Source organism: Citrobacter sp. CRE-46 (assembly GCF_059615875.1).
The window spans coordinates 1,813,665-1,831,118 of record NZ_CM184341.1 but is presented as its reverse complement, the minus strand read 5'-3'; the positions used below and the strand labels follow the sequence as shown (position 1 = coordinate 1,831,118).

13 protein-coding genes are annotated in these 17,454 nt (G+C 51.5%); 9 read left to right on the top strand and 4 right to left on the bottom strand.

Annotated elements, in window-relative coordinates; translation table 11 throughout:
* Positions 1 to 44: 44 nt before the first annotated feature.
* Genes torD through torC form a run of 3 tightly spaced genes read right to left on the bottom strand, consistent with a single transcriptional unit; the run spans position 45 to position 4,311 of the window.
* Complete coding sequence (gene torD / locus AC534G_RS08545) at positions 45 to 677, bottom strand: molecular chaperone TorD (RefSeq protein WP_087857395.1); 633 nt, start codon at positions 675 to 677, stop codon at positions 45 to 47.
* Positions 667 to 3,168, bottom strand: coding sequence for a trimethylamine-N-oxide reductase TorA (gene torA / locus AC534G_RS08540; RefSeq protein ID WP_110497397.1), 2,502 nt, complete (start codon positions 3,166 to 3,168; stop codon positions 667 to 669). The genes torD and torA overlap by 11 nt, the downstream gene beginning before the upstream one ends.
* A gap of 9 nt (positions 3,169 to 3,177) precedes the next feature.
* Positions 3,178 to 4,311 carry a pentaheme c-type cytochrome TorC gene (gene torC, locus AC534G_RS08535; RefSeq protein ID WP_038642035.1) on the bottom strand — a complete coding sequence of 378 codons (1,134 nt, stop codon included), beginning with the start codon at positions 4,309 to 4,311 and terminating at the stop codon, positions 3,178 to 3,180.
* Between the two features lie 165 nt (positions 4,312 to 4,476).
* Here torC and pdxR point away from each other — a divergent pair, with 165 nt between their 5' ends.
* Complete coding sequence (gene pdxR, locus AC534G_RS08530) at positions 4,477 to 5,949, top strand: MocR-like pyridoxine biosynthesis transcription factor PdxR (RefSeq protein ID WP_110497395.1); 1,473 nt, start codon at positions 4,477 to 4,479, stop codon at positions 5,947 to 5,949.
* Between the two features lie 45 nt (positions 5,950 to 5,994).
* Here pdxR and uxuA read toward each other — a convergent pair whose 3' ends face one another.
* Positions 5,995 to 7,185 (bottom strand): mannonate dehydratase, encoded by a 1,191-nt coding sequence (gene uxuA / locus AC534G_RS08525; RefSeq protein ID WP_110497393.1) that lies wholly within the window; start codon positions 7,183 to 7,185, stop codon positions 5,995 to 5,997.
* A 202-nt stretch (positions 7,186 to 7,387) separates the two neighbouring features.
* Between uxuA and AC534G_RS08520 the strand changes: the two genes are divergently transcribed.
* From AC534G_RS08520 to AC534G_RS08485, 8 genes are all read left to right on the top strand, one after another.
* Positions 7,388 to 8,854 carry a mannitol dehydrogenase family protein gene (locus tag AC534G_RS08520; protein ID WP_110497391.1) on the top strand — a complete coding sequence of 489 codons (1,467 nt, stop codon included), beginning with the start codon at positions 7,388 to 7,390 and terminating at the stop codon, positions 8,852 to 8,854.
* A 119-nt stretch (positions 8,855 to 8,973) separates the two neighbouring features.
* Entirely contained in the window at positions 8,974 to 9,960 is a 987-nt protein-coding gene (locus AC534G_RS08515; RefSeq protein ID WP_110497389.1) for a CobW family GTP-binding protein, read from the top strand.
* A gap of 34 nt (positions 9,961 to 9,994) precedes the next feature.
* Positions 9,995 to 10,708: a phosphatase PAP2 family protein gene (locus AC534G_RS08510; RefSeq protein WP_069323433.1), complete on the top strand. Its 714-nt coding sequence runs from the start codon at positions 9,995 to 9,997 to the stop codon at positions 10,706 to 10,708.
* Between the two features lie 413 nt (positions 10,709 to 11,121).
* Positions 11,122 to 11,691, top strand: coding sequence for a bifunctional murein DD-endopeptidase/murein LD-carboxypeptidase (gene mepS / locus AC534G_RS08505; RefSeq protein WP_003027474.1), 570 nt, complete (start codon positions 11,122 to 11,124; stop codon positions 11,689 to 11,691).
* Between the two features lie 168 nt (positions 11,692 to 11,859).
* Positions 11,860 to 13,419 carry a cyclic di-GMP phosphodiesterase gene (locus AC534G_RS08500; protein WP_038642048.1) on the top strand — a complete coding sequence of 520 codons (1,560 nt, stop codon included), beginning with the start codon at positions 11,860 to 11,862 and terminating at the stop codon, positions 13,417 to 13,419.
* A 100-nt stretch (positions 13,420 to 13,519) separates the two neighbouring features.
* Positions 13,520 to 15,334, top strand: a complete 1,815-nt coding sequence (locus AC534G_RS08495; RefSeq protein WP_069323431.1) for an extracellular solute-binding protein — start codon at positions 13,520 to 13,522, stop codon at positions 15,332 to 15,334.
* The gene (locus tag AC534G_RS08490; RefSeq protein WP_038642053.1) at positions 15,335 to 16,429 is read left to right on the top strand and encodes a microcin C ABC transporter permease YejB; all 1,095 of its coding nucleotides are present in this window, start codon (positions 15,335 to 15,337) and stop codon (positions 16,427 to 16,429) included.
* Entirely contained in the window at positions 16,429 to 17,454 is a 1,026-nt protein-coding gene (locus AC534G_RS08485; RefSeq protein WP_061382084.1) for an ABC transporter permease, read from the top strand. The genes AC534G_RS08490 and AC534G_RS08485 overlap by 1 nt, the downstream gene beginning before the upstream one ends.

Below are 17,454 nucleotides of genomic sequence, written 5' to 3'. Positions count from 1 at the left end.
GCTGACTGACTGGCATTACAGCGCAGGCTGTCCCTTTGTTATACTCAACGCTGACTGCTGAGATAAAAATCATCCATTAACAGCGATTCCAGATACTGTTCATCCTCGCGCATAAAACTCACTATCAGATTGACCGCCTGCGGGTAAAACCCCTGTTCATCTCGCGCCAGGCAGGCATCGCGTAGCAATGGCGCCCAGCACATCATATGGTGATGCAAAAAGTAATACTGCGCAGATACCGCCTCCTCTTTAGCAACCATCTTCGCCATCAATGCCAGTTGAATGGCGATATGATCGGATGGCTCATTTTCCCGCGCGGTCAGACCGTGTTCGATCAGCAGCACATTCATTTGCTGACGTTCTGCTGACGCGGTCGTATGTGGATAGTGCCCTGCATAGGGAGAAACTCCGCCAGGCGGCGCCAGCAGAAACAGCGAGGCAAAATCCGCGGCGAGTTCCAGCTGTCGGGAATCACGGCGTAAAATCCGGGTCAGACTACGCTCAAAATGCTTAACCTTGCCAGACAATCCAGGAATCGCCGCCAGTGAGACAATCCACGCCCGATTATCGTCGTTTTCAAGGCTGGCAAGTTGCTTTTCGTCCAGCTCACGGAACAGCAATTGCGAGAACCACTGGTACATGTCCACCCGCTGCTGATGTATTTGGTTATGCTGCACTTCCCCCCTCCTCTTTTACTGTCTCCGGGCCGCCGAATGCCGTTACCGGTGGCGCTTTTTTCTGCTGATAACGTTCGACCTCCACCAGCACGGTATGCGCTGAAGGGCCTTGCGCCAGCTGTGAAGTACCAATATCGGCGCTCAGGACATTCGGGTCGCCATAAGTGCATAACGTCCCGGCTTTTCCACCCTCCTGCGGGGAATACCACGCCCCTTCATGAATGCGGATTACGCCAGGGGTAAAATCCGGGCTAATCACCACCCCAGCCAGCACCTGACCACGGTCGTTGAAGACGCGAGCGATATCACCTGCTTTCAGACCACGAGCAGTGGCATCCTGCGCGCTGATATAAAGCGGTTCTCTTCCGGCAACCGCATAGGTATTGCGAAACGCCTCGCTCGAGCACAACTGCGAGTGCAGACGTTTATCCGGATGGCAGGATTGCAGATGCAGCGGATATTTATTTTTTTTAGCGGCATGATTACGTTCAAACGGTTCCATCCATACCGGATGACCGGGACAATCCTCGTAAGCAAAGCCAGCAATGGTTTTACTGTAGATTTCAATCAGACCTGACGGCGTTCCCAGGGGATTAAGATCTGGTTGGTCGCGAAACTCACCGTGACGCACCCACGGCTGTCCGGCCGGATATTCAATGTATCCTTCGCCCTGCCAGAACGTAGTAAAGTCCGGTAAGGAGACACCGAGCGACGCGCCCATCTTCACGCCTTCGTCGTACAGCGCCTGTATCCACTGCATTTCATCACGGTTCTCGCGGTACACCGCCTCTTTGTCAAAGCGCTTACATAATCCGGCAAAAACGTCAAAATCATGCCGCGCTTCATATTGCGGTTTAACAATCTGATGCAGGGCCATCAGCCCTTTGTTCGAATGCGTACCAAACTGTTCAATATCGTTGCGTTCAAAGCGGGTGGTAACAGGCAGGACGATATCGGCAAATCGACACGACGCGGTCCATTGATGATCCAATACCACCACGGTTTCCAGCTTCTTCCATGCCTTGATCATGCGATTACGATCCTGCTGCGCATGGAATGGATTCGCCGCGCTGTAGATCGCCATTTTAATATCAGGCCAGGTTAACGTTTCGCCGTTAAAGGCAACCTTTTTGCCCGGCTCCAGCAGGCAGTCAACGATGCGTGAGGTGGGGATATGCTCCGATGCGCCGCGAAAATCCGCTTTATACTTCGCCGGTGGAGGATTCGCGATCCCTCCCAGCCCGGAGAGTACAGGTCCGGTGGATGTCACCGTACCTCCGCCGTTGTAATGCCAGCCAAACCCTACGCCGCCGCCCGGCAAGCCAATTTGCCCAACCATACTGGCCAGCACCACCAGCATCCAGGGATACTGTTCGCCATGATGCATGCGTTGTACGCACCAACCGCCCATAAATTGGGTCCGGCCTTTGACCAGCAGGCGGGCGAAATCACGGATCTGCTCCGCCGTCAGGCCACAGATTTGCGCTGCCCATTCGGCATTTTTCGGCTGCTTATCACTCTCCCCAAGCAGATAGGGCAAAAACTGCTCAAAACCCACGGTGTAATCGTTAATAAACGCCGTGTCATACAGTTTTTCTTCATACAGCGTATGGGCGAGTGCCAGCATTAGCGCGACATCGGTTTGTGGTCGTAGCGCCAGTTGTTCACAGCCAAGGTAGTTTTGCGATTTGCTACGCACTGGATCGACGCTGATAACGCGCATTTTACCCTGCGCAACCGCTTCTTTAATCTGTTGCCAGTAGCCAAACGCATCGTGATCGGGAACCAGGAACTCGATCTGCAAGTTTTTGATCGGATCGCACCCCCACAGCACGATGGTATTACTGTTCTGAATAACCAGCGGCAGTGACGTTTGCTGTTCATAAACTTCCAGCGAACCAATCACATGCGGCAAGATAACCTGCGCAGCTGCTGCAGAGTAGTCGCCAACGGTCGTCACATAGCTACCATGCAGACCAAGCCCTCTGTCCATCGCCCCGCCCGCTTTATGGTATTTCCCTACCATTTGCCAGTCGGCCAGCCCGGTAAATACCCCCGATGAGCCGTAGGTTTTTTGTACCCGTTCCAGCTCTTCGTAAAACAGATCCAACGCCTGATCCCAGCTTACCCGCACAAAACGATTATCTCCGCGCTGGCTGCGATCCGATTTCTCGCGTTTACGTAACCAGTCCAGACGAACCATTGGATAACGCACCCGCGACGGGTTATAGACCACTTCACGCACCGCGTTCAGCATATCGCAAGGGTATTTGTCATGTTTGAAAGGCCGGGTTTCTGTCCACTCGCCGTTGACAACCTTGGCTTCAAAAGCGCCAAAATGCGAACCGGATTGAATCCACTGTGCGGGGTTTTCTCCCGCTGCCCATACTTTTGATATCAGCGGATTCGGCGCCAGCGCACTGGCCGCGCCCACCGCTAGCATACCGCTCAGAAAACGGCGGCGAGACGGGTTAAATTCATGAATATCCATATATTTTCCTTAATTTTTGTTAGGTTCAGACACATCGCTGGCATGGGTCTGGAGGTATTTCAACAACGTACGTTCTTCCACCGGATTCAGTCGGTAATAGGTGGACATCGCTTTCAATCCGGCGATCCAGCCGTTGGCGGTATATCGGGTCGTAGGAGGAGTGCTATGACAGGCGCTACAGGTGGATTGCAGCATTTGATCCGAATATTCCCAGATCGGTGCAATATTGCTGATAAGCCCCTGGGCGGAGGTCCAGGCGGTCACGCTCACCTGCTGCCATTGCTGGTGTGAGTCAGGATCGACCTGGGTTTGTAGTACTTTTACGTTCGCCATCAAGGCGTCATCAAGCACGGCCGAGAACACACGCTTACCCATATACTGGGTTATCACCCGCCCGCGTCCTTTGCTTTCACGCCAGCCCGTCAGTTCAAGCTGCACGTTGCTGCCCTCTTTTTTCAGCACTTTGACCTCGGTGGCAGGAAATAACAGCGCTTTACCTGCGGGGCTTCCGGCCGTTGCCGTCAATGCTTTTTCGCTTAACGAGAACAGCGTGCTCGCATTCGATAAAGACGCTCCCTGCTGCTGCAACTGCTTATAGCGATCGCGGAAACCGCTGCTCATATCGGGTTTGTGATGGGCAATACCTTTATGGCAATCAATACAGTTGCTGTCTTTTGCCGCCGCCGCGGTCATTTGCGCCGCCGCATTCGCAGATTGTTTGCCGTGATCCATCGCCTCATAGCTGTGGCAAGATTTACATGACGCCGAATGGTTAGCGCTCATTCGCGCCCACTCTCGCTGGGCCAATTCCGCTCGTTTTGCGGCAAATTTTTCAGGGGTATCAATCGAAGGAGAGATAAAGGTGTGGTAGAGGTCGTTTAAGGCTTCCGTTTTACGAACCAACGTCGGGACGATCCCTGGCGGAATATGACAATCCTTACACTCAGCACGCACGCCAGAAGCATTGCGAAAATGCACGCTGGTTTTATATTCCTCTCCTGGTGTGCGCATCGAGTGACACGATAAACAAAATTCGGTGGTACTGGTGTAATGAACGCCTTGCCACGTCCCCCAAATTGCAAGGGCCATTGCTACTGCCCCGACGAATGCGCACCACAGTGCGTTCTTTCTTATCCACGACATGCTTGCCTCCATTTTTTTAATAGCGACACGCTAAGCGATCATAAAAATCAAAAATAGAGACAGTAAAAGCAGCTTATAGGAACAGCATCTACTCTATGAGGTGCATCAAAACGTAAAGAAGAGAAGCTCGTAATATAGTGCGTATATATACATAAGGAATTCCTCATGCTAACACTGACTCTCGATCGAGAAAGCCGTACCCCGCTGCAATTGCAGATATTTCAATTTTATTTCCAGGCCATTCAGCGCGGTGATTTGCTTTGTGGAGATAAACTTCCCTCTATTCGCGAGCAGGCGCAGGTATTAAACGTTGCCAAAATAACGGTCGTGATGGCCTATGATAAGCTCATGGCCGCGGGATTAATTAAGAGTCGACAAGGTATCGGCTACGATGTCATCTTCACCACACCTGTACGCACAACGCCAGCAATCGTGCCCGTCGCGCAGGGTTCCCCGCCGATGAAACCTAAAGCGGCTGGGATCCCCACCGATGTTTATGCAGAGCCAGGGCGAGAGTGCTATTGCCAAATGAGCGTTCCCGATCCCAATGCTTTTCCCTGGTCAAGCTGGCGCAAATGGAATAACGCCCCCAGCGTCCTCAAGGAACAATTATTCACCCGATATCATTCACCAAATGGATTATTTTCACTGCGTGAACAATTGGTCAGATACCTTAATTTATCTCGCGGTATTAATACTCGAGCAGAGAACATCATTATTACTAACGGGATTCAGGAAGGACTGTCACTGCTCAGTCAACTCTTTATTAACCATCATACTTTCAGTCAGCAAAAAAAGTGCCATATTGTAACCGAGTCCCCTTGTTATTCGGGTGCCTGGCATCTGTTTAATTATTACGGCGCAGACATTACGCCAATTGCTGTCGATAACCACGGACTGCAAACAGATAATTTACCGGAATATGCTACCCAGCTTTGTTATGTTACTCCAGCGCATCAGTATCCGCTGGGTAGCGTCCTGTCACTGGAGCGGCGTCAGGCATTATTAACATGGGCGCAGCGCGTCGGCGCTTACATTATTGAAGACGATTACGATGCCGTTTTTACCTATGGAGAAAATCCCCTTCCCGCGCTGAAAGCCATGGATTATCACAACCGGGTTATCTATATGGGGACATTTTCCAAAACATTGGGACCAGGAGGACGTCTTGGCTATCTGATTTGCCCTGACGAACTGCTTCCGGCCGTACAGAATATGAAAGCGCTCAACAACAACGGGAGCCAGTGGTTGTTGCAGCAATTTTTGGCTGAATTAATGCAAAATCAGGTGTTTTATACGCATATCAGCAAGCTGGCCTGCAATTATGCGGCACGTCTTACGCTATTACGCGACGGCCTATCCGCACTGTTTCCCGAAGGGAAAATCGCTGGCGCAACGGCAGGTCTGCACCTCTCTTTACGCATTGCCTGGTCCCCAGAAATTATCGCCAGGCTACAACAACGCTGCCTGCTGGCCGGGATTCGTTTCGATACGTTGCCAGATATAGAAAATGGCTCAGAAGCCGCATGGCGTGAAGAGAACAGCGACGCAGTTATGTTTTTTGGATTTGGTGGATTGCAGTTACAGCAGATAAAAAGAGTCCTGGCGGTACTGGAGCAGGCGCTATCGCAGCCTTAATGGATTACAGGGATCGAGCCTGCCGCTCAATCCCTGTTGTTCGCCTTACAGCAGATCGCGGAACTGTGTTTGTTTCAGCGCCAGCTCAACGCCACGGACTTCCGCCAGTCCTTTCAGACGACCAATCGCAGAGTAGCCCGGGTTGGTTTTTTTATGCAAATCATCAAGCATCTGGTGCCCGTGATCGGGGCGCATCGGGATTGGACGTAGATCGCCCGCCTGTTTACGACGCTGCTCTTCGCTCAGAATCGCCGCCACCACCGATACCATATCCACATCGCCCTGCAAATGCGCACCTTCGTGGAAGGTTTTCGGGTTATCTTCACGGCAAGTTGAACGCAGATGCGTGAAGTGAATACGATCGCCATAGGTTTCAATCATTTTCACCAGATCGTTATCGGCGCGTACGCCGTAGGAGCCGGTGCACATGGTGAAACCGTTATTGATGCTGTCGACGGTGTCTTTCAGCCACTGCATATCTTCGATGGTCGAAACGATGCGCGGCAGGCCAAGGATCGGACGCGGCGGATCGTCCGGGTGAACGGCCAGACGCACGCCGACTTCTTCTGCCACTGGCACTATCGCCCGCAGGAATACCGCCATGTTATTGCGCAAGTCGTCTTTGCTGATGCCGTCATATTCAGCAAGGCGCGCACGGAACTGATCCAGGGTATACCCCTCTTCGGCACCGGGCAGACCTGCGATGATATTGCGCGTCAGTTTTTCAATATCGGCTTCGCTCATGGCATTGAAATAGTCCAGCGCCTGGCGTTGTTCTTCCGGGGTGTAATCCGCTTCAGCCCCCGAACGTTTGAGGATATGCAGCTCAAAGGCAGCAAAAGCGATCTGGTCAAAACGCAGCGCTTTGGAGCCGTCCGGCAACTGATATTCGAGGTCAGTACGCGTCCAGTCGAGGATCGGCATGAAGTTATAGCACACGGTATCGATGCCGCAGGTCGCCAGATTACGGATACTCTGCTGATAGTTGGCAATCCACGTTTGATATTGACCAGAGTGCGTTTTGATATCTTCGTGGACGGGGATACTTTCCACCACTGACCAGGTCAGTCCTTTTTCAGCCAGAATAGCCTGGCGCTTTTTAATCTCTTCTACCGGCCAGACTTCACCGTTGGCAATGTGGTGCAAGGCGGTCACAACACCCGTTGCGCCAGCCTGACGCACATCATCAAGCGATACTGGATCGTTAGGTCCGTACCAACGCCAGGTTTGTTCCATGGTTTCACCTCACAAGTTGTTATACCAAATTAGACTCACTTAATGACGACTACCATACAGGCATCTGGGCGAGGATCAACGAATCCGCAATGATTGGTTGATCCAGCTCACATTACCCGGATAAACGAGGCACACCAATTCAATTTGCTGTCATATAACTTTATACTGCCATTGTTAATTAATGGTTAATCAGGTGTATTGAATGAAAACTATTGCCTCAGTGCCGCTCGCGAAAAATGTCATGATGCCGCAGTACGATCGCCAACAATTAAAAACGCGGATTGTGCATTTTGGTTTCGGTGCTTTTCACCGTGCCCATCAGGCATTACTGACCGATCGGGTACTGAATGCACAGGGTGGGGACTGGGGAATTTGCGAGATAAGTCTGTTCAGCGGCGATCGGCTAATGAGTCAGCTTCGCGAGCAGGATCATTTATTTACCGTGTTAGAAAAAGGGGCGAATGGTAACCAACCGATTGTTATCGGCTCCGTCAAAGAGTGTCTGAACGCCACGCTGGATTCGCTGGCGGCCATTATCGAAAAATTCTGTGAACCTCAGGTGGCGATTGTCTCGTTAACGATTACGGAAAAAGGCTACTGCATCGATCCGGCAACAGGCTCGCTGGATCTTTCTCATCCACGCATTGTTCATGATCTACAAACTCCGGCTGAACCACACTCGGCCCCCGGCATTATAGTTGAAGCGCTGCACCGCCGACGTGAACGCGGGCTGCAGCCTTTTACCGTCCTCTCCTGCGATAATATCCCGGATAATGGCCATGTGGTAAAAAACGCCGTACTGGGAATGGCGGAGAAACGCTCACCTGAGCTGGCCCACTGGATCCAGGAACATGTCAGCTTCCCGGGTACCATGGTGGACAGGATTGTTCCTGCCGCCACCGAAGAGTCACTGGCTGAAATCGCCCGTGAGTTGGGGGTGGCCGATCCCTGCGCAATCAGCTGCGAGCCCTTTATTCAGTGGGTGATTGAAGACAATTTTGTGTGTGGTCGTCCGCAGTGGGAAACCGCCGGCGTACAAATGGTTGAAAACGTTCTGCCGTGGGAACAAATGAAATTGCGGATGCTGAACGGTAGTCATTCGTTTCTCGCGTATCTCGGCTATCTGGCCGGGTTTCAGCACATCAGCGACTGCATGCAGGACAGCGCTTTTCGTGAAGCCGCCTACCGTCTGATGCTCAACGAACAGGCGCCTACCCTGCAAATCACCGATGTTGATTTAGACCACTATGCCGCTAGCCTGCTGGAACGCTTTGCCAACCCGGCGTTGAAGCATAAAACCTGGCAAATCGCGATGGATGGTAGCCAAAAATTACCCCAGCGTATGCTGGAAGGGATCCGCGTACATTTAGCACGGCGCAGCGAGTGGCCGCTGCTGGCACTCGGCGTCGCAGGCTGGATGCGTTACGTGAGCGGAGTGGATGATTCAGGTGCGGCCATTGATATTCGTGATCCATTGAGCGAGAAAATCAGCGCGCTTGTGAAGCAGAGTACAGAATCAGAACGCGTCAGCGCCCTGCTGTCTCTGCATGAGATTTTCGCCACCGATCTGGTACAGAATCCGCAGTTTGTTGCGGCTATTCAGCTCGCCTGGCAACGTATTGCCCAATATGGGGCGCATCAGGCTGTCATTGAAACGTTAAAAAGTTAACGATTTCTGCCATTAATCAGGACGAAGCGCGTCTTCGTCCTCTCACCCCTTCTCTTTTTCCCCGTTTTTCGCCAGGATTGTTAAATGCCATTACGGCAATTTATGATTCTGGAGTAAATGTGACTAAAACCAATCTCATCACCGGTTTTCTCGGCAGTGGCAAAACCACCTCTATTCTTCATTTATTGGCAAACAAAGATCCCGCAGAGAAGTGGGCCGTACTGGTCAATGAGTTTGGTGAAGTCGGTATTGATGGCGCCCTGTTAGCCGACAGCGGCGCATTGCTAAAAGAGATCCCCGGCGGCTGTATGTGCTGTGTTAACGGTCTGCCAATGCAGGTTGGCCTCAATACATTGTTGCGTCAGGGAAAACCTGACCGACTGCTCATTGAACCTACCGGTCTCGGACATCCCAAACAGATTCTGGATTTACTTACCGCTCCGGTTTACGAACCGTGGATCGATTTGCGCGCGACCCTTTGTATTCTTGATCCTCGCCAGCTACTGGATGAAAAAAGCGTCGCCAATGACAATTTCCGCGATCAACTGGCTGCCGCCGATATCATCGTCGCCAACAAAGCCGACCGCGCCACAACGGAAAGCGAAATCGCCCTGCAAACCTGGTGGCAGCACTATGGCGGCAATCGTCAACTGGTCCATGCCGATCATGGAAATATTGCCGGTCAATTACTGGATTTGCCCCGACTAAACCTGGCGCAGCTTCCCGCAAGCACTGAGCACGCCCATAGTCATGCTGACAAAAAAGGGCTGGCGGCGTTAAGTTTGCCCGCACAACAGCGCTGGCGTCGCAGCCTGAACAGCGGTCAGGGTCATCAGGCCTGCGGCTGGATTTTTGACGCCGATACAGTGTTCGATACCATCGGCCTGCTGGAATGGTCGCGCCTTGCCCCCGTTGGGCGTGTAAAAGGTGTAATGCGTATCAAAGAGGGGCTGGTGCGCATTAACCGTCAGGGAGACGACTGGCATATTGAGACGCAAAACGTCGCTCCGCCGGATAGCCGTATTGAACTCATCTCCGATACCGACACCGACTGGAATACGTTACAGAGCGCATTGTTGAGACTTCGTTTAGACGGTAGCGCGTAAGGTTGCCTTCGTTTTATAGCAATGGTAAACGACGATGAAAACCCGATACCCTCTTATTATACTGCTCAATATTGCAGGTATAGCGCTGTTTCTGTCCTGGTATATTCCCGCCGGGCACGGGTTCTGGTCCTCACTGGATACGGGCGTCTTCCGTTTCTTCAATCAGAAGCTGGTTGAAAGCCCGCTGTTTCTGTGGATTGTTGCGATCACCAATAACCGGGCATTTGATGGCTGCTCGTTGTTGGCTATGGGCGCACTGATGCTGCACTTTTGGCTGAAGGATACGGCGGAAGGTCGCCGGCGTATTGTGGCTATTGGTCTGGTGATGCTGCTCACCGCAGTGGTATTAAATCAGTTGGGCCAGGCGCTTATTCCGGTTAAACGCGCCAGCCCTACTCTGATGCTGGATAATATTTATCGCGTCAGCGAACTGCTGCATATTCCAACCAAAGATGCCTCCAGAGACAGTTTTCCTGGCGATCACGGCATGATGCTGCTTATTTTTTCCGCATTTATGCTGCGTTATTTCGGAAAAGTTGCAGGCATAATCGGCCTTATTATCGCTGTGGTTTTTGCTTTTCCACGCGTAATGATCGGCGCTCACTGGCTCACCGATATCGTGGTCGGCTCCATGACGGTTGTGCTGATTGGCTTACCCTGGTGGCTAATGACGCCATTAAGTGATCGTCTGGTCACGCTGTTTGTGAATTATCTGCCCGGCAAAAACAAACAATTTTCAAACAAATAACGCAAAACAATTAACATCATCAGGGAAACTTCTGATTCCCTGATGATGACGACCGATATTCCATCATTCTGATTGTCATTCTCCTGTCATCTTATTCATGTTTAGAATGAATGGCTTGCATATTTTTTACGCTAATTGTTCTTAATTTAGCCAATGCCGTTTATTCACTTTCTGTATCAATTTTTCTTATAAGAAATCACATAAAATCTCTCGCAATGACTGGGGCGATCGGGTAACCTCGAACTCGTTTTGCCTCGCGGGACAATTATTCCCTTTCTGAATAAATTTGTGCGTTCTGCCACAGATTTGACCTTAAGGAATTGTCTCATCGTGCGATGGTAATTAGTCTCGTCACGTTTGGCATTTTTTATAACGATATTTATCGTTAAGGACTTCAAGGGAAAACAAACAAAATGGTCAAATCTCAACCGATTTTGAGATATATCTTGCGGGGCATACCCGCGATAGCAGTTGCGGTTCTGCTTTCCGCATGTAGTACCACGAACACCGCCAGGAATATGCATTCTGAGACGCATGCTGTGGGCAATGGAGATAACTCTTCACTGCAAGCCTCTCAGGATGAATTTGAAAATATGGTCCGTAATATCGATGTTAAATCACGTATTATGGATCAGTATGCTGACTGGAAAGGCGTGCGTTACCGCCTTGGCGGCAGCACCAAAAAAGGTATTGATTGCTCCAGCTTCGTACAGCGTACGTTCCGTGAGCAGTTTGGTTTAGAGCTTCCGCGCTCAACCTACGAACAACAGGAAACGGGTAAATCCGTTTCGCGTACTAATCTGCGCACAGGCGATCTGGTTCTGTTCCGTGCTGGCTCCACAGGCCGCCACGTCGGTATCTATATCGGCAACAACCAGTTTGTTCATGCCTCGACCAGCAGTGGCGTTATCATTTCCAGCATGAACGAGCCTTACTGGAAAAAACGTTACAACGAAGCTCGCCGGGTTCTGAGCCGCAGTTAATTTCGTTTGGCAGCTATCCCTTGGCTATCCTGATGAGACATATCAAAAGCACTGCTTCGGCGGTGCTTTTTTGTTTCGCCTCTCGACTAAGAAAAATCTCACAGCATGGACCATTTCAGGTTATATTCATACAGAATAAGCGGTTACTACAGGTAAACATAAGGAACTATGTTCAGACGCAGCTCTTCATCCGGTCGGAAAATCCTGCTTTCCTGTATGTTAACGGGGCTTATCGTCGCATTGCTGGTGAGTACCCTGCAATTTTTGGTTACCTGGCATAAGCGAGAGGTTAAGTACGAAACGCTGCTTGCCGATATCCAGAATTATGTCAGTAGTTACTTTGCAGATCTCAAAACCACCACAGATGCGCTTCAACCCCTGCTGGAAAAGAACTGCCAGCAAGTCGCTGCAAAACTTACCTCCAGTGCGGCTTTTAACCTCAACGTTCGCGCTTTTTTGCTGGTAAAAGACGGCATTGCTTTTTGCTCCTCCGCAACAGGCGCAATGAACGCCCCCATTTTGTCGCTGATCCCGAAGCTGAATATCAACAAAGATGTTGATGTGGAAATACTTTCCGGGACGCCCATGATGCCGGATAAGCCAGCGATAATGATTTGGCACCGCAATCCCTCGTTCCATAACAGCGGCGTATTTTCTTCATTGAATATCAACCTGGCGCCCTATCTGCTTTATACCGCCCGCGAGGATAATTTTAATGGTATTGCCGTTATTGCTGGCGACACCGCTATTTCAACATTTTCATCCCGAATTATGGACGTCTCTGCGCTGCCTGACACGCCATGGCGCCAGGCGACGCTTAAAGAGGTACCGCTGAAGATTCGTTTGTATGCGCAAGAGTGGACGTACAACGACATCTGGTACGCGATTATGTTGGGATGTATGGCCGGGATTATCACCGGGGTTCTCCTCTGGTATTACATCTTTACTGTCCGGTTACGCCCTGGTAAAGATATCCTCCACGCCATCAAACATAATCAATTTTATGTGGTGTACCAGCCCGTCGTAGAGATGCAAACGCTGGAGGTAAAAGGTGTTGAGGTGTTATTACGTTGGCATCATCCATCAACGGGTGAGATCCCACCGGATGCCTTCATTCATTATGCAGAATCGCAGAAAATGATTGTCCCGCTGACCCAACACCTCTTTAAGTTGATAGCGCAGGACGCCCCGACGCTGCAAAAAGTGTTTCCTGCTGGCGCCAAACTGGGGATTAACATCGCACCAACGCACCTGCACGGCGAGAGTTTTAAAGATGACATTCGACGGCTGCGCGCCTCGCTTCCCGCGAACCATTTTCAGTTAGTGCTGGAAATCACTGAACGCGATATGCTTAATCAACACGAGGCGACACAGCTATTTGAATGGCTACACTCTGTTGGCTTTGAAATTGCTATTGATGATTTCGGCACTGGTCATAGCGCGCTTATCTATCTGGAACGCTTCACCGTTGACTACCTGAAAATCGATCGTGGGTTTATTAACGCCATCGGCACAGAAACCCTGACCTCTCCGGTTCTGGACGCCGTGTTGACACTCTCTAAGCGTCTTAATATGCTGACGGTTGCTGAAGGGGTAGAAACACCTGAGCAAGCTCGTTGGCTGCGCGATCGTGGAGTACATTTTTTCCAGGGATACTGGATTAGCCGACCGTTAAAGCTTGCTGATTTCGTGCGTTGGATGGCGCAGCCCAATAAGCCAACGTGGTGATCGCAGTTTGCGATTCATATACTCTTACTCGCCGCCACACCCCTTATCTCACAGGCATGATGCCCGTCGGGTTGTGACAGGAAAAGGAAAGCGCTTTTATATGATCCCTCGCCTACTGCTGCTGTTTATCGCCCTCATCGGGTTTAGCGTTCAGGCGCAATCCATCAAAGAAAGCTATGCATTTGCCGTACTGGGCGAACCGAAGTACGCGTTTAACTTTAACCACTTTGATTACGTTAACCCAGCCGCGCCCAAAGGCGGGCAAATCACCCTCTCCGCGATTGGTACGTTCGATAACTTCAACCGCTATGCAATGCGTGGCAATCCCGGCGCGCGCACCGAAACGCTGTACGATACGCTTTTTACCACCTCTGACGACGAGCCTGGCAGCTATTACCCGCTCATTGCCGACAGCGCGCGCTATGCTGACGACTATTCCTGGGTAGAAATCGCCATTAATCCACGGGCGCGTTTTCACGATGGCTCCCCCATTACCGCCAGCGATGTCGCCTTCACCTTTCACAAATTTATGACTGAAGGCGTGCCGCAGTTTCGCCTCGTCTACAAAGGCACAACGGTAAAAGCCATTGCACCGTTAACCGTGCGTATTGAATTAGCCAAACCGGGCAAAGAGGATATGCTCAGCCTGTTTTCATTACCCGTGATGCCTGAGAAATACTGGAAGGATCATAAACTCAGCGATCCCTTATCTTCCCCACCGCTTGCCAGCGGTCCGTACCGTATCACCCAGTGGAAAATGGGCCAGTATATTGTCTATTCGCGTGTCAAAGATTATTGGGCCGCGAACCTGCCCGTTAACCGCGGGCGCTGGAACTTTGATACCATCCGCTACGATTACTATCTTGATGACAACGTCGCCTTTGAAGCGTTTAAGGCCGGTGCGTTTGATCTGCGTCTGGAGAACGATGCCAAAAACTGGGCGACACGTTATACCGGCAAAAATTTCGCAAATCATTACATCATCAAAGATGAGCAGAAAAACGAATCCGCACAGGATACGCGTTGGCTGGCCTTTAATATTCAGCGTCCGGTATTCAGCGATCGACGCGTACGTGAAGCCATCACGCTGGCCTTTGATTTTGAATGGATGAATAAAGCCCTGTTCTATAACGCCTGGAGCCGGACAAACAGCTATTTTCAGAATACCGAGTATGCCGCAAAAAATTACCCCGATGCGGATGAACTGGTGATACTCGCGCCATTGAAAAAAGATCTCCCCCCTGAGGTCTTCAGCCAAATTTATCAGCCGCCGAAATCAACAGGTGATGGCTACGATCGTGATAACTTATTGAAAGCCAATACCTTACTGGAACAGGCTGGCTGGATACTAAAGGGACAGCAGCGCGTGAACAGCGTCAGCGGTAAACCCCTGAGCTTCGAACTGTTGCTCCCGGCGGGCAGTAACAGCCAGTGGGTACTGCCGTTCCAGCACAACCTGCAGCGCTTAGGCATCACCATGAACATCCGCCAGGTTGATAATTCGCAAATCACGAACCGCCTGCGCAGTCGCGACTATGACATGATGCCGAGGTTGTATCGCGCGATGCCGTGGCCGAGTTCGGACCTGCAAATTCTGTGGGCTTCTGAATACATTGACTCCAGCTACAATGCGCCCGGCGTGCAAAGCCCGGTGATTGATAAATTGATCAATCAAATCATCGCGGCGCAAGGTGATAAAGCCAAACTGATCCCGCTGGGACGGGCGCTGGACAGGGTATTAACCTGGAACTACTACATGTTGCCGATGTGGTACATGGCCGAGGATCGTATCGCCTGGTGGGACAAATTTTCACATCCTGCTATTCGCCCAATTTACACCATCGGCCTCGACAACTGGTGGTATGACGTCAACAAAGCGGCGAAGCTACCCGCAGCCAGACGACAGGGAGAGTAAATGGGCGCTTATCTGATTCGACGTCTGCTGCTGGTGATCCCGACGCTCTGGGCCATCATCACCATCAACTTTTTTATCGTGCAAATTGCCCCCGGCGGTCCCGTTGAGCAGGCCGTCGCCGCTATTGAGTTCGGGCAAAGTGGCGCCTTACCCGGCGCGGGCAGCGAAGGCGTTCGCGCCAGCCACGCGCAAACCGGCGTGGGTAACATCAGCGACAGCAATTATCGCGGAGGCCGCGGTCTGGATCCGGAAGTGATTGCAGAAATCACCCGCCGCTACGGGTTCGATAAACCTATTCATGAGCGTTACTTCAAAATGCTCTGGGACTACATTCGTTTCGATTTCGGCGACAGCCTGTTTCGTAGCGCTTCGGTGCTGACGCTTATCAAAGACAGCCTGCCCGTTTCCGTTACGCTAGGGCTGTGGAGCACACTCATCATCTATCTGGTGTCGATCCCGCTAGGTATCCGTAAAGCGGTGCACAATGGCAGCAGATTTGATGTGTGGAGCAGCGCATTCATTATTATCGGCTATGCCATCCCGGCATTTCTGTTTGCGATTTTGCTGATCGTCTTTTTTGCCGGGGGAAGCTACTACGACCTGTTCCCGCTGCGCGGGCTGGTTTCCGCCAACTTTGACTCTCTGCCCTGGTATCAAAAAATAACCGACTACCTGTGGCATATTACCCTGCCGGTGCTGGCGACGGTGGTTGGCGGGTTTGCCGCGCTGACCATGCTGACTAAAAACTCATTTCTGGATGAAGTCCGCAAGCAGTATGTCGTCACCGCGCGCGCCAAAGGGGTAAGCGAGAAAAATATTCTATGGAAACATGTGTTTCGCAACGCGATGTTACTGGTGATAGCAGGTTTCCCGGCAACGTTTATCAGCATGTTTTTTACCGGCTCGCTGCTGATTGAAGTCATGTTCTCGCTTAACGGACTGGGGTTACTGGGGTATGAATCCACCGTATCACGCGACTACCCGGTGATGTTTGGCACGCTCTATATCTTCACCCTGATCGGACTGCTGCTGAATATTCTCAGTGATATCAGCTATACGCTGGTCGATCCCCGTATTGATTTTGAGGGACGCTAATGTCGCGATTAAGCCCCGTCAATCAGGCCCGCTGGGCGCGTTTTCGTCATAACCGCCGCGGCTACTGGTCGCTGTGGATTTTTCTGGTGTTGTTTGGCCTTAGCCTGTGTTCCGAACTGATTGCCAACGATAAGCCGCTGCTGGTGCGCTATGACAGCAGTTGGTATTTCCCTCTGTTCAAAAACTACAGTGAAAGCGACTTTGGCGGACCACTGGCGACCAAAGCTGATTATCAGGATCCCTGGCTACAGCAGCGCCTGGAGAAGCAGGGCTGGATCCTGTGGGCACCCGTACGCTTTGGGGCCACCAGCATTAACTTTGCCACCGATAAGCCCTTCCCTTCCCCACCTTCTGCGCAAAACTGGCTGGGGACGGACGCCAACGGCGGCGACGTGCTGGCGCGTATCCTCTACGGCACGCGTATCTCGGTCCTGTTTGGTTTAATGCTGACCCTGTGTTCCAGCGTGATGGGTATCATGGCTGGCGCTATTCAGGGCTATTATGGCGGCAAAGTGGACCTGTGGGGGCAGCGATTCATTGAGGTTTGGTCTGGTATGCCAACGCTGTTTCTGATCATTCTGCTGTCGAGCGTGGTCCAGCCCAACTTCTGGTGGCTGCTGGGCATTACCGTGCTGTTTGGCTGGATGAGTCTGGTTGGCGTGGTGCGTGCGGAATTTTTACGTACCCGAAACTTTGATTACATTCGTGCCGCGCAGGCGCTCGGCGTGAGCGATCGCAGTATTATTCTGCGTCATATGCTACCCAACGCGATGGTCGCCGCCCTGACTTTTTTACCGTTTATATTATGCGCCTCGATAACCACCCTGACCTCGCTGGATTTTCTCGGATTCGGCTTACCGCTTGGCTCGCCATCGTTGGGAGAACTCCTGTTACAAGGTAAAAATAACCTGCAGGCGCCGTGGCTTGGGATCACTGCGTTCATCTCCGTTGCCCTGCTTTTATCGCTACTGATCTTTATTGGTGAAGCGGTACGCGACGCGTTTGATCCCAATAAGGCGATTTAA